Source organism: Streptomyces sp. NPDC029292 (assembly GCF_055569295.1).
In genome coordinates, this window is the sequence record NZ_JBVHXR010000002.1 from 645632 (window position 1) to 657726 (window position 12095).

Annotated in this window: 18 protein-coding genes and 2 pseudogenes; 11 read left to right on the forward strand and 9 right to left on the reverse strand. The window is 69.7% G+C overall.

Annotated features, from left to right (window positions below):
* Nucleotides 1–45: 45 nt before the first annotated feature.
* Nucleotides 46–636, forward strand: a complete 591-nt coding sequence (locus ACZ4WS_RS07820; protein WP_467978151.1) for a GNAT family N-acetyltransferase — start codon at nt 46–48, stop codon at nt 634–636.
* A gap of 6 nt (nt 637–642) precedes the next feature.
* On the opposite strand, the gene ACZ4WS_RS07825 is transcribed toward ACZ4WS_RS07820, so the two are convergent.
* Entirely contained in the window at nt 643–1233 is a 591-nt protein-coding gene (locus tag ACZ4WS_RS07825) for a TetR/AcrR family transcriptional regulator (protein WP_467978153.1), read from the reverse strand.
* Between the two features lie 136 nt (nt 1234–1369).
* Here ACZ4WS_RS07825 and ACZ4WS_RS07830 point away from each other — a divergent pair, with 136 nt between their 5' ends.
* The 6 genes and pseudogenes from ACZ4WS_RS07830 (at nt 1370) to ACZ4WS_RS07855 (ending at nt 4172) form a co-directional block, all read left to right on the forward strand.
* Nucleotides 1370–1972: a dihydrofolate reductase family protein gene (locus ACZ4WS_RS07830; protein ID WP_467978155.1), complete on the forward strand. Its 603-nt coding sequence runs from the start codon at nt 1370–1372 to the stop codon at nt 1970–1972.
* A 310-nt stretch (nt 1973–2282) separates the two neighbouring features.
* Complete coding sequence (locus ACZ4WS_RS07835) at nt 2283–2507, forward strand: hypothetical protein (protein ID WP_467978157.1); 225 nt, start codon at nt 2283–2285, stop codon at nt 2505–2507.
* Between the two features lie 104 nt (nt 2508–2611).
* A complete protein-coding gene (locus tag ACZ4WS_RS07840) occupies nt 2612–3025 on the forward strand; it encodes a YciI family protein (protein ID WP_467978159.1) in 414 nt (137 codons plus the stop codon).
* Between the two features lie 38 nt (nt 3026–3063).
* Nucleotides 3064–3572: pseudogene (locus tag ACZ4WS_RS07845) on the forward strand (RNA polymerase sigma factor); the annotation flags it as partial.
* A 10-nt stretch (nt 3573–3582) separates the two neighbouring features.
* Entirely contained in the window at nt 3583–3930 is a 348-nt protein-coding gene (locus ACZ4WS_RS07850) for a DUF952 domain-containing protein (RefSeq protein WP_467978161.1), read from the forward strand.
* A 53-nt stretch (nt 3931–3983) separates the two neighbouring features.
* Nucleotides 3984–4172: a hypothetical protein gene (locus ACZ4WS_RS07855; protein WP_467978163.1), complete on the forward strand. Its 189-nt coding sequence runs from the start codon at nt 3984–3986 to the stop codon at nt 4170–4172.
* Here ACZ4WS_RS07855 and ACZ4WS_RS07860 read toward each other — a convergent pair.
* The 5 genes and pseudogenes from ACZ4WS_RS07860 to sodN form a co-directional block, all read right to left on the reverse strand.
* Nucleotides 4169–4918, reverse strand: a complete 750-nt coding sequence (locus tag ACZ4WS_RS07860) for a VOC family protein (RefSeq protein WP_467978165.1) — start codon at nt 4916–4918, stop codon at nt 4169–4171. The two genes, ACZ4WS_RS07855 and ACZ4WS_RS07860, sit on opposite strands and share 4 nt — an antisense overlap.
* Before the next feature lie 77 nt (nt 4919–4995).
* Complete coding sequence (locus ACZ4WS_RS07865) at nt 4996–5412, reverse strand: VOC family protein (protein WP_467978167.1); 417 nt, start codon at nt 5410–5412, stop codon at nt 4996–4998.
* 10 nt (nt 5413–5422) lie between these two features.
* Nucleotides 5423–5803 (reverse strand): helix-turn-helix transcriptional regulator, encoded by a 381-nt coding sequence (locus tag ACZ4WS_RS07870; protein WP_467978351.1) that lies wholly within the window; start codon nt 5801–5803, stop codon nt 5423–5425.
* Nucleotides 5804–6144: 341 nt separating this feature from the next.
* Nucleotides 6145–6384: pseudogene (locus ACZ4WS_RS07875) on the reverse strand (ATP-binding cassette domain-containing protein); the annotation flags it as partial.
* 148 nt (nt 6385–6532) lie between these two features.
* Nucleotides 6533–6928 (reverse strand): superoxide dismutase, Ni, encoded by a 396-nt coding sequence (sodN, locus tag ACZ4WS_RS07880; RefSeq protein ID WP_023546844.1) that lies wholly within the window; start codon nt 6926–6928, stop codon nt 6533–6535.
* Nucleotides 6929–7073: 145 nt separating this feature from the next.
* On the opposite strand from sodN, the gene sodX reads away from it, so the two are divergent.
* Nucleotides 7074–7508: a nickel-type superoxide dismutase maturation protease gene (gene sodX / locus ACZ4WS_RS07885; protein WP_467978353.1), complete on the forward strand. Its 435-nt coding sequence runs from the start codon at nt 7074–7076 to the stop codon at nt 7506–7508.
* On the opposite strand, the gene ACZ4WS_RS07890 is transcribed toward sodX, so the two are convergent.
* Complete coding sequence (locus ACZ4WS_RS07890; RefSeq protein WP_467978169.1) at nt 7412–8041, reverse strand: CGNR zinc finger domain-containing protein; 630 nt, start codon at nt 8039–8041, stop codon at nt 7412–7414. The genes sodX and ACZ4WS_RS07890 overlap by 97 nt on opposite strands.
* Nucleotides 8042–8141: 100 nt before the next feature.
* Between ACZ4WS_RS07890 and ACZ4WS_RS07895 the strand changes: the two genes are divergently transcribed.
* From ACZ4WS_RS07895 to ACZ4WS_RS07905, 3 genes are all read left to right on the forward strand, one after another.
* Nucleotides 8142–8900, forward strand: a complete 759-nt coding sequence (locus ACZ4WS_RS07895; RefSeq protein WP_467978171.1) for a class I SAM-dependent methyltransferase — start codon at nt 8142–8144, stop codon at nt 8898–8900.
* 128 nt (nt 8901–9028) lie between these two features.
* A complete protein-coding gene (locus tag ACZ4WS_RS07900; protein ID WP_467978173.1) occupies nt 9029–9517 on the forward strand; it encodes a sigma-70 family RNA polymerase sigma factor in 489 nt (162 codons plus the stop codon).
* Nucleotides 9514–10281 carry a hypothetical protein gene (locus tag ACZ4WS_RS07905; RefSeq protein WP_467978175.1) on the forward strand — a complete coding sequence of 256 codons (768 nt, stop codon included), beginning with the start codon at nt 9514–9516 and terminating at the stop codon, nt 10279–10281. Before ACZ4WS_RS07900 ends, ACZ4WS_RS07905 begins: the two co-directional genes overlap by 4 nt.
* Before the next feature lie 61 nt (nt 10282–10342).
* On the opposite strand, the gene ACZ4WS_RS07910 is transcribed toward ACZ4WS_RS07905, so the two are convergent.
* Both ACZ4WS_RS07910 and ACZ4WS_RS07915 read right to left on the reverse strand, forming a co-directional pair.
* Nucleotides 10343–11104, reverse strand: coding sequence for an amino acid ABC transporter ATP-binding protein (locus ACZ4WS_RS07910; protein ID WP_467978177.1), 762 nt, complete (start codon nt 11102–11104; stop codon nt 10343–10345).
* Nucleotides 11104–12069, reverse strand: coding sequence for an amino acid ABC transporter permease (locus ACZ4WS_RS07915; RefSeq protein ID WP_467978178.1), 966 nt, complete (start codon nt 12067–12069; stop codon nt 11104–11106). Before ACZ4WS_RS07915 ends, ACZ4WS_RS07910 begins: the two co-directional genes overlap by 1 nt.
* Nucleotides 12070–12095 lie beyond the last annotated feature (26 nt).

Genomic DNA, 12095 nt, shown 5'->3' on the forward strand with positions numbered 1-12095 from the left:
ACCGCCGTACGATCAACGCCAGTCGGGGCGAAGAAGGGGCGGCACATGGGCGTGGCGATCCGCGCGGCGGGCGAGGGTGACCGCGAGCTGGTGGTCCGGCTGCTGGACGAGGCCTTCCGGGACGATCCGGTGAGCGGCTGGGTCTTCCCGGACGAGGCGCACCGCCGTACGACCCACCACAAACTCATGGCCGCCTTCCTCGACGTCGTGCTCGCCGAGGGCCGTGTCGACGTCACCGAGGACGGCACGGCGTGCGCCCTGTGGCTGGCTGTCCCCGCCGACGACCATGCCGACGAGGACGGCCCCGTACAGCTGCGCGAGGCCGTCGACCCGGAGAACGAACGCGTCGAGCTGATCGGCAGGTTGACGGCCGGGATCCACCCCGCGGGACGCGCCCACGAGTACCTGTGGATGATCGCCGTGGCGCCGGAGCGCCAGGGCGAGGGCCTCGGCAGCACGCTCATCCGGTCGGTCCTCGACCGCTGCGACCGCGCGGGCCTGCCCGCGTACCTGGAGGCGAGCAGCGCCCGCAGCCGCACGCTGTACGAGCGCCTCGGCTTCGACCTCGCGGGCCGTCCCCTCGACCTGCCGGACGGCCCGCAGATGTGGCCGATGTGGCGCGAGCCGCGGACCTAGTCCCGCTCAGCTCTCCGGGACGATCGTCGCCACGATCCGTTCGAGCAGCTCGTCCGGTACGGCGACCGACGGCAGTACGCCGTCCAGCACGCCCGGCAGCGTCAGGTGCTCCAGGAGCAGTCCGAGCATGGCGAGATAGAGCACCGTGACGGTCTCGTCGCCACCGGGGAGCCCGGCGTCCCGGTGGAACTCCATGCCCTGCTCCAGGTCGCCGCGCACCGACTTCGTGTACGAGGCGCGCAGGGCCGGGCGGCGGGTGGCCTCCAGACGCATCTCGAACAGGGCCAGGTAGCCGGTGCGGTCGCGGATCGCGCGGGCCAGCAGGTCGCGCATGAACTCCAGCACCAGTGAGCGGTCCTTCGGCCCCTTCAGCAGCTCGGCGTGTACGGCCGGGTCGGGCGCGAGACGCTCGTGGATGCGGGCGTCGACCTGGTTCAGCAGGTCGTCGCGGTCGGTGAAGTAGTTCGACGAGGTGCCCACCGGCACGGCCGCCTCGGCGTCCACCGCGCGGAACGTCAGCCCGCGCGCGCCCTCGCGTGCCAGCACTTCGACGGCCGCGTCGACGAGGGCCGCTCTGCGCTCCGGGTTTCTTGCCATGCGGGCGTCCTCCGGTACATCACTGAAATCGCTTGTAACCACTACAGGTGAAGCACTATAACTGGAGTGGTTCGGGGGCGGCCACTGGAGGCGTCACTGGAGTCGTCCCGAACGCCACCTGCGAAAAGAGACCCGCTTGCGCAAGCTCACGTACTTCATCGCCTGCTCGATCGACGGCTTCATCGGGGATCCCGCCGGGGACGCGCAGTTCTTCATGCCGTTCGTCGACGAGGAGTTCCTCGAGGACTTCCTGAAGGCGGAGTACCCGGACACCCTGCCGACCCACGGCCGTCGGCCGCTCGGCATCGACGACCTGGAGAACCGGAAGTTCGACACGATCATCCAGGGCCGCGCCAGCTACGACCTGGCGCTGGACCTCGGCGTCACCAGCCCGTACGCCCATCTGCGCGAGTACGTCGCCTCGCGCAGCCTCAAGGAGTCGCCCGACCCGCATGTCGAGATCGTCGCGGACGACGTCGTCGGAAAGATCCGCGAACTCAAGGCGGAGGACAGCGGGTTCGGCATCTATCTGTGCGGCGGCTCGCAGCTCGCCGGTGAGCTGATCGACGAGGTGGACGAGCTGGTCATCAAGACCTACCCGGTGGTGCTGGGCTCCGGCATGCCGATGTTCGGCTCCGGGTTCGACGTCAAGGAGTTCACGCTCGACGAGATGCGGGTCTTCAAGAACGGGGTGCTCGTGAGGACGTACGGCAGGAAACGGTCAACTGTCCGTCGCTGAAGCGACGGGCTTGCACGACGGGCATCACTGGCTGTGGTGCTGCGTTTGCGTCCAGGCCCACCCTGGTGGTGATGCGGGGTGGGGCAGGGGCCGTTGACCAGTCCGACCTGCACCACCAGCTTCACGATCACCGGCCGTACGCACCCGTACGAGACGCCACACCATGTTCGAGTGCATTCATCAAATTGAGCGAATTATGCGGTCGCGCGTTCGCGTATCCCGAATTCTGGATGTGATTCCTCCTGGACGTGGACGCCCTGGGTTCCTCGCAAGTATCGAGCTAATCCCCCTCCCGTAATACCCTGAAGATATGGGCACCGATGAGCATGTCTGTCCCGTCTGTGGGCAGCCGGTCGCCACGGTCGTGCGGCGGCACAAGACCCTGGGCGCATGGGTCCCCGTCTGGGTGGCCGGTCCCTGCCGGAACCCGAAGTGCGAGGCGTACGCCGACGCGTCCACTCAGGCGCCCCGGGAGAAGCCGGGCGCTCAGGAGCCTCGGGAGAAGCCCGAGGAGCCCGTCACCGAGAAATCCTGACGGGGTGCGCGCGGCCGTGTAGAGAAACGCGGGCCGGCTCCGACGTCCCCTCTGAGAGCCGCCCACCACGGGCGGTCCGAGCGGGAAGCCGAAGGAGCTGACTCATGAAGTACCTGGTGATGGTTCAGGGAACGCAGGCCGACTACGAGGGCATGCGGGGCAAGGCCTCCGCCGGCTCCCCGGCCTGGAGCAAGCAGGAGCTGAGCGCCATGTACGCGTACATGGGCGCGATCAACGACGACCTCTCCGAGTCCGGTGAACTGGTCGACGGGAACGGGCTGGCCGAGCCCGCGCAGACCCGGCTGGTCACCGTCGGTGAGGACGGCAGGACCGTGATCACCGACGGGCCGTACAGCGAGACCAAGGAGCTGATGGCCGGCTACTGGGTCCTGGAGTGCGAGAGCCTGGAGCGGGTCACCGAGATCGCCGAGCGCGTCACCCGGTGTCCCGGCCCCGAGGGGCTCACCAACTATCCGGTGGTCATCCGGCCCATCCTGGACGGCGCCGGAGACATCTGAGCGGTATGAACACCGAGGTCGAGGATCTGCTGCGCCGGCACGCGCCGCAGGTCCCCGGCGCGCTCGACGAGCAGGACCGCGGTCTGTGGGACAGGACGGCGGTCGAGGAGGGCGTGGCATTGGCGACGGAGGCCTTGTCGCGGGGGAGGGCGGGCGCGTACCAGCTCCGCGCCGCCATCGCCGCGGTCCACGGCGAGGCGCCGTCCCGGAGGCGACGGACTGGCGCGAGATCCTCGGCCTGTACGACCTGCTGGTCCGCCAGGTCCCGGGCCCGGTCGAATGTCTCAACCGGGCGGTGGCCGTCGCCATGGTGCACGGGCCGCGCGCGGGACTCGCCGAACTCGACACGCTGGAAGACGAGGTGGCGGGCGGGCCCCGGCTGGAGTCGGCGGGCGGGCACCGACTGGACGCGGTCCGCGGTCATCTGCTGGAGCGCGCGGGTGACACGGCGGCGGCCCGGGTGGCATACGTGTCGGCGGCCGGAAAGACCCTCAGCCTCCCGGAACAGCCCTATTTGCAGGCGCGGGCCGCCCGCCTGGAGCCGTAGCGTGTGCGGCATGCCCGAACCTCTTCTGCACCTCACCGAGCGGTCCCTGTGGGACGCGGCCCGTGTGTCCGGCGCGTACGAGATGTCCACCCGTGGTCGCACCCTCCAGGAGGAGGGCTTCATCCACTGCTCCCTTCGCCACCAACTTCCGAACGTGGCCGCCTTCTTGTACGGCGCGTACGACGGCCCCGACGAACTGGTGGTCCTCGTCGTCGACGCCGAACGGCTCGGGGTGCCGGTGCGGTACGAGGCGATGAAGCCCGGCGGCGAGGAGTTCCCGCACGTCTATGGGCCGATCCCGGTGGAGGCCGTCGTGGACGTGGAAGTGTGGCCCTCCGGCGGGGCGGCCCCGGAGTGACCGCGGCGGGGGGACCGCGCCGCGTCTGGCGGTGGGCCCTGGCGGTGTGGACCGTGTCCGTGATCGTGGGCGGCGCCCTCACCCTCTGGCTCCAGGACTCGGCCGAGCCGCAGCGACCGGGCGGCTGGGAGAAGGACGAGGACGGCCCGGCCCCCCTGCTCTCCTTCACGGGGTCGCCCCCGTCCTGCCCGACCGCGGGAGACGGGACGGCGGTGCTCTGCGTCTACGCGACGGCCCGCTAGGGAAGGCTGCCCGTGCCGGGGTCACGGGGCGTCAGGCAGTACGTGCCGCCCGACGGGTCGCGCATCACGGCCCAGTGGGTGCCGCGGTCGACGAGTGCGGCGCCGAGCTGTTCGTGCCGGGCGCGGACCGCCTCGATGTCCGAGCAGGCGACGTCGAGGTGGGCGGTGGTGGGGCGGTCGGTGCCCAGGCGTTGCAGGAGGATGCGGACGGGCAGCGCGGCGGACGGCTTGACCACGTGGAACTCCGGAAGCGCGCCGGGGCGGGACTCCCACCCGGTCAGGTCGCTCCAGAAGGCGATCTCGGTGGCGTACACGTCCGGTGCGAGGTCGAGGCACACCTGGTCGAGCCGGCTGGTCGCGCCATCCGGTCCCTCGACCACGGGCGGCCGCGTCGACTCCCCGTGCCAGGGCACCGCGCAGAACAACTGCCCACCGGGGGAACGCAGTACGGCCCACCCCTGGTGGTCCCCGACCACCTCGGCGCCCAGCCGCCGCGCCGACTCCACCAGCGCCGGTACGTCCTCGACGGCGAGGTCGAGATGCGCGCCGCCGTCGCCCGCCCCGACGCCCTGTGCCTTCACGCACGGGTCGGCGCCGTCGTGCAGCAGGGTCACGAACTCGCCCTGGTCGCCGCGGGGTTCGGACAGTCTTGTCCCGGTGACCGCGGTCCAGAAGTCACCGGCCCGCCCGAACTCCTTCATGGGCCGGTCGATGAAGGCGTAGGTCCACCGGATGGGTTCGGCCATGGTGCGATTCCCCTGTCGGACGGTGCGTACGGCGTCTCGTACCGTCTCCTGTCCCGGCGGACCGCGCAACGACGTTTCTACATACTGGGGCGTTCGTTGAAGCGGATGAGGTTGCCCGCCGGGTCGCGGAAGGCGCAGTCGCGGAGGCCGTAGGGCTGGTCCATGGGTTCCTGGAGGACTTCGGCGCCGGAGGAGCGGACGCGTTCGTAGAGGGCGTCGCAGTCCGTGGTCGAGAAGATCACGCCGCGGAGGACTCCCTTGGCCAGGAGCTCGGCCATGGCCTGCTTGTCCGCGGGGGAGGTGTTCGGGTCCGCCGCGGGGGGTTCCAGGACGATCTCCACGTCCGGCTGGAGCGGTGAGCCGAGCGTGACCCAGCGCATTCCCTCGAAGCCGACGTCGTTGCGGACCTCCAGGCCCAGGACGTCGCGGTAGAACGCGAGCGCCTTGTCGTGGTCGTCCACGGCGATGAAGCACTGGGAGAGTTTCAGGTCCATGTTCTTCACGTTAGAGGCGCGAGCCCGGTTCCGCTTCCGGGTTGCGGTGGCGGGCCGGGCGGGTGAGGCGTTGGGCGACGCAGGACGGGATGGGGGCGCCGTGGTCGTGGGGGCGGGAGCGGTATTCGCTGGGGGTTTCGCCGACCAGTTCCGTGAAGCGGGAGCTGAAGGAACCGAGCGACGTACAGCCCACGGCCAGGCAGACCTCCGTGACCGTCATGTCGCCGCGTCGCAGGAGGGCCTTGGCGCGCTCGATCCTGCGGGTCATGAGATACGTGTACGGAGTCTCGCCGAACGCCGCGCGGAAGCTTCGCTGGAAGTGGCCGGGCGACATCAGCGCGGTGCGCGCGAGGGCGGCCATGTCCAGTGGCTCCGCGTACTCGCGGTCCATCCGGTCGCGGGCCCGGCGGAGCCGGACCAGGTCCTCTATGGCGCTGGCGTTGGTCACCTCAACAGGATGGCACGAGCCGCTGACAGCGATGCCTGCCGCTGACAGTGGCGACTGCCGCTCACCGCGACGCCTGCCGCTGGGGGTGGGTCGGGGCCGTGCCGGTACATCCGCCCGTCGCCGTCGGGCACTTTGGCCGGCTGTCGGGGATCGCTGGGTTGTGACCACGTAAGCGACGGGCATGTGATGTACCGGCACGGCCCCTTGCGTGCGTCGGCGGCTGTGGGGACGTCGGGGCGGGCGTTCGGCTGCGGGCGGGCGTTCGGCTGCGGGCGGGCGTGCGCTGGGGCGGCGGCCGAGAGGACGCGGGGATCGCCGACCAGCGTCATCGCGATGTCGAGGCGGCGCCGCATCCCCCCGGAGCAGGTGGCGGGCAAATTCTTTGCCGCGCCGGTCAGCTCGAACCGCTCCAGCAGCTCGGCGGCCCGCCGCTTTCCCTCGCGCCGTCCCAGGTGGTGCAGGTCGGCCATCAGCAGCAGGTTCTCCTCGCCGGTGAGCATGCCGTCCACGACGGCGAACTGCCCGTGACACCTGCACGGCCGTGGTCTTCCCGGCGCCATGGGGAACGCGTAGGGGCCCGGCCGGATACCCGGCCGGGCCCCTACGAAACGCTCGCTGACCTGCGAGGGTGCACCGCTCGCCGGTCGTGGCGAACAGATAACCGACCCTGGATCAGGCCTTCTTGGTCTCCCAGAAGATCTTGTCGATCTGGGCGATGTAGTCCAGCGCCTTCTGGCCCGTGGCCGGGTCCGTCGAAGCCTTGGCGGCCGAGAGGGCCTTCAGGGCGTCGTTGACCAGCTGGTGCAGCTCCGGGTACTTCTCGAAGTGCGGGGGCTTGAAGTAGTCGCTCCAGAGCACCGACACGTGGTGCTTGGCGAGCTCGGCGCGCTGCTCCTTGATGACCGTGGCGCGAGCCTGGAAGTGCGGGTCGTCGTTGCCGGCCATCTTTTCCTGGACGGCCTTCACCGACTCCGCCTCGATGCGGGCCTGGGCCGGGTCGTACACACCGCAGGGCAGGTCGCAGTGTGCGCTGACCTTGACCTTGGGGGCAAACAGGCGGGAGAGCATGGAGCGGTCCTTCCTCGTGATCGTCTTCTCAGGTGGGACATTACTCCGTAGGAGACGGGTTTTCGCGAGTGCCCCCATGGGCTTAGGACAAAAGTCCAGGGTGAAACTGGGACTGGTGGAGGATGGGACCGGGGAGGTGCCGGTGATGCCGGAGCTGTCGCAGGAGACCGAGCGTGGGAGGGCCCTCTTGCCGTTTGGGGCGGCAGAGGTGACGGGACCGTCCATGGTGCCCACGTTCCAGCACGGGGATCGGCTCGTCGTGCAGTGGGGGGCGCGGGTCGGGCCCGGGGACGTCGTCGTCCTGCGTCATCCGTTCCAGCAGGACCTGCTCGTCGTCAAGCGGGTCGCGGAACGGCGCGAGGGCGGGTGGTGGGTGCTGGGCGACAACGCGTACGCCGGTGGCGACAGCACCGATTACGGGACCGTGCCCCAGGAGCTGGTCCTGGGGAAAGTGCGGTTCCGCTATCGGCCGCTGAAGCAGGATCAGCGCTCGCCGTTCGCGCTGGTGCGCTGGCTGCTCGTCGCCGCCAGGCCCGTGCTGTCCGACCGGTCCGCCTCCAGGCGCTTGCGGGCGCGGTAGGCCGCCACGTTGGCGCGGGTCGCGCAGCGGTCCGAGCAGTAGCGCCTGGAGCGGTTCGTCGAGGTGTCCAGGTAGGCGTTGCGGCACGGTGCCGCCTCGCACAGGCCCAGACGGTCGACGCCGTATTCCGTCAGGTGGAACGCCAGGCCCATCGCGGCGATCGCCGCGTAGCCCGCCGTCGCGTTCGACGGGTGGTCCGCCAGGTGCATGTGCCACAGCGGGCGGCCGTCGTCGTCCCGGTAGTCGTGGCCGGAGATCTGCGGGCTCACCGGGAACTCCAGGAGGAGCGAGTTCAGCAGGTCCACCGCGAGGGTCTCGTCGCCGCCGTCCGCCGCCTCGAAGACCGCGCGCAGCCGGGCCCGTACGGAGCGGAAGCGGGTGACGTCCGCGTCCGTGGCGCGCCGGGCCGCCGAGGAGTTGCCCCCGAAGAGGTCGCGGACGGCCCCGACCGAGGTCAGCGAGTCCTTGCCCCGGGCCGGCTCCTCGGTGTTGACGAGACGGACGGCGTAATCCGAGTAATAGGCCAGTTCCACTTGTAGTCCTTACGGAGGCGCTCTATCGTCGTGACTGCGGTCAGGTAACAGATGATCGTGCTTCCAGGGTATTACGAGGCGCGGCGAAGAAGGGGCTTTCATGACCACGACGACCGGAACCGACTGGCACGCCTGGCAGCAGAGCTGGGACCGGCAGCAGGAGTGGTACATGCCGGACCGCGAGGAGCGCTTCCGGGTGATGCTCGACATGGTGGAGGCGTTGGTCGGCACCGCACCCCGCGTCCTCGACCTCGCCTGCGGCACCGGCACCATCACGGCCCGGCTGTTCGACCGCTTCCCGAAGGCCACCAGCACCGGCGTCGACCTCGACCCCGCGCTGCTCGCCATCGCCGAGGGCACCTTCGAGGGCGACGACCGCGTCTCCTTCGTCACCGCCGACCTCAAGGACCCGCAGTGGACCGCGCGGCTGCCCTACGACTCGTACGACGCCGTCCTGACCGCCACGGCCCTCCACTGGCTGCACAGCGAACCCCTCGCGGCCCTCTACGGTCAGGTCGCGGAACTCGTCCGCGACGGCGGTGTCTTCATGAACGCCGACCACATGATCGACGAGACCACGCCCCGGATCAACGCGGCGGAGCGCGCCCAGCGGCACGCCCATATGGATCAGGCCAAGAAGGACGGCGCGCTCGACTGGGCCGAATGGTGGGAGCTGGCAGCCAAGGATCCCGTCCTCGCCGCGCCGACCGCCCGCCGCTTCGAGATCTACGGCGAGCACGCCGACGGTGACATGCCGTCCGCCGCCTGGCACGCGCGCGTGCTGCGCGAGAAGGGCTTCGGGGAGGCCCGGCCGGTGTGGTGCTCGCCCTCGGACACGCTCCTGCTCGCGCTCAAGTAGCGACTCCGGGAGGGAGATTCAGAGGCGGTACGGAAAAATCCGTACCGCCTCCGCTGCGTCCTGAGCGACCCCCCACCGCACTGGAAGGGTGAGACGGCCCGTGACCTCGGGCCGGGGAAGGGGGCGGGATGACGCGCGGCGAGGAAGCCGCTCTGCACGCCTTCGTGGAGGGCAGACGGACGGCGCTGTTCCGCAGCGCCTATCTGCTGTGCGGCAACCGTGACGAGGCGGAGGACCTCGTGCAGACGACCCTGGTGAAGGTCGTCCTCGGCGCGCGCCGGCACGGACGCCTCGAGAACCTCGAGGCCTACGCGCGCAAGACACTGGTCAACACCTTCATCTCCGCACGCCGCCGGTTCTGGCGGCGCGAGCAGGCGTACGGCGAAGTGCCGGACGTGGCGGGGCGGTCGGTCGACAGCGACACCGGACTCATGGTGCGGGCCGCCCTCGCGCAGCTCGCGCCCAGGCAGCGGGCCGTGCTGGTGCTGCGCTACTGGGAAGACCTGAGCGTGGCCGCCACGGCTCAGCTGCTCGGGATGCGGGAGAGCACGGTCAAGAGCCACACAGCCAGGGGACTCGCGGCGCTCAGGGCCGCGGTGCGGGAGGAACACGTATGAATCAGCGGGAAGTTGAGACGGAGCACGTCAGGGAGCTGCTCGGGCGGGCGGTGGACGACGTCAGGGCGCCCGGGAGCCGCGGCAGCGAGACCGTCTTCGCGCAGGCCTCGCGGGTACGGTGGCGGCGGCGCGCGGCGGCGACGGGCGTCGCGGCGGCGGCCGTTGTGACCGGCCTGGTCTTCGGGCCCGGCGTGCTGAGTGACGGGCAAGGGGCGAGCGTGGCCAGTGCGCCCACCGCGGGCGAGTTCACCTCCAAGGCGGGCGGGTTCGAGAAACTGCTGCCCGCCGGGACCGGCAAGATCAGCGAGGTCTCGCTGATGCGCCTGGTCAAGCAGGCGCCGAAGGCCCCGCTGCGCAAGCCCGTCGGGCCGTACGACGGTGACTACGCCGTCAGCCGGGACGGCGGCGTCGGATACATCGCGGTGAGCGTGGCCACCCGCAAGGAGGCTCAGGCCAAGTCGGGAGGCATCGAGGACCCGTGCAAGGCCGCCCCCAAGGACGTTCGGGTGGGCTGCACCTCCCAGAGGCTGTCCAACGGCAACCTCCTGGGCATCTGGCAGGAGGGCAAGCCGGATGCCGGCTCGTATCCGACCTGGGGCCCGACGTTCAGCGCGGTCCTGAAGCTGACGGACGGCAGGGTCCTGCATGTGCGGGACACCGGCGGCTTCCTGGGCAAGGGTCAGCTGGGCCCGCTGCTCAAGACCCCGCCGCTGACCCGGGACCAGCTGCACAAGCTGATCCTGAACCCGCAGCTGCTGCCGTAGCCGGGAGGGCATGAAGAAGGGGCGGTACGGGAGACCCGTACCGCCCCTTCCTCGGGTCCGGTCAGAGCACCTTGGACAGGAACGACCTCGTCCGCTCGTGCTGCGGATCCGTCAGTACGTCGCGGGGATGGCCGGATTCGACCACCACACCGCCGTCCATGAAGACCAGGCTGTCGCCCACCTCGCGCGCGAAGCCCATCTCGTGCGTGACGACGACCATCGTCATGCCGGACTCGGCGAGGTCGCGCATGACGTCGAGGACGTCACCGACCAGCTCCGGGTCGAGCGCCGAGGTCGGCTCGTCGAAGAGCATCAGCTTCGGCTCCATCGCCAGCGCGCGGGCGATGGCCACGCGCTGCTGCTGGCCGCCGGAGAGCTGCGAGGGGTAGCTCTTCGCCTTGTCGCCCAGGCCCACGCGCTCCAGGAGCTGGCCCGCGCGTTCCCGCGCCTGGGCCTTGCTGACGCCCTTGACCTGGATCGGCGCCTCCATGACGTTCTCGATGGCCGTCATGTGCGGGAACAGGTTGAAGCGCTGGAAGACCATGCCGATGTCCCGGCGCTTCAGAGCGACTTCGCTGTCCTTGAGCTCGTACAGCTTGTCGCCCTTCTGGCGGTAGCCGACCAGCTCACCGTCGACGTACAGGCGACCGGCGTTGATCTTCTCGAGGTGGTTGATGCACCGCAGGAAGGTCGATTTGCCGGAGCCGGACGGGCCGATGAGGCAGAACACCTCACCGGTGTTCACCTGAAGGTCGATGCCCTTGAGGACCTCGACACTGCCGAAGGACTTGTGGACGCCCTCGGACTTCACCATCGCGGTCATCACACGGCTCCCCTCGGGCTGCCCTTCGAGAACAGGTTCGCCGCGATCTTCTGGAAGATGGTCGGCGGCAGGCTCCGGCTGGAACCGCGTGCGTAGTAACGCTCCAGGTAGTACTGGAAGACGCTGAACACGCTGGTCATGGCCAGGTACCAGATCGAGGCGACGAAGAGCATCTCCATCACGGCGTACGACGTGGAGCCGATCGCCGAGGTCGAGCGCAGCAGCTCGTTGTACGTGACCGCGTACACCAGCGACGAGGTCTTCAGCATGTTGATGAACTCGTTGCCGGTCGGCGGCACGATCACGCGCATCGCCTGCGGGATCACGATCCGGCGCAGGGTCTTGGCGTGGCTCATGCCCAGGGCGTGAGCGGCCTCCGTCTGGCCCTCGTCGACGGCCAGCAGGCCGGCGCGGCAGATCTCCGCCATGTACGCGGCCTCGTTCAGGCCGAGGCCCAGCAGGGCGCACATGAACGGGGTCATGACGTCCGTCATCTCGTTCTTGTAGATCGGACCGAGATTGAGGACGGGGAAGATCAGCGCCAGGTTGAACCAGAGCAGCAGCTGGACGTAGACCGGGGTGCCGCGGAAGAACCAGATGTACAGCCACGCGACGGTGCTGGTCACCGGGTTCTTCGAGAGGCGCATCACCGCGAGGAGGATGCCCAGCAGCACACCCACGATCATGGCGAGCACGCTGATCAGCAGCGTACGGCCCGCGCCCTTGACGACACTGGACACGAAGAGCTGGTCGCCGACCGTGTGCCACTGGATGTCGCCCTGCGAGAACGCGTAGACGAGCGCGACCAGCAGCGCCACGACGATGACGCCGCTGATCCACCGGCCGAAGTGCCGGACGGGGATCGCCTTGATGGCCTCAGGGTTGACCCCGGAGTCCGAGGTCTTGGAGACCTTGTCTCCCGGGGGCGGAGTGTCCGCGGGAGACTTGTCGAGATTGTCAGTCACTTGCTTGCCCTTCAGTGGTGCGCCGG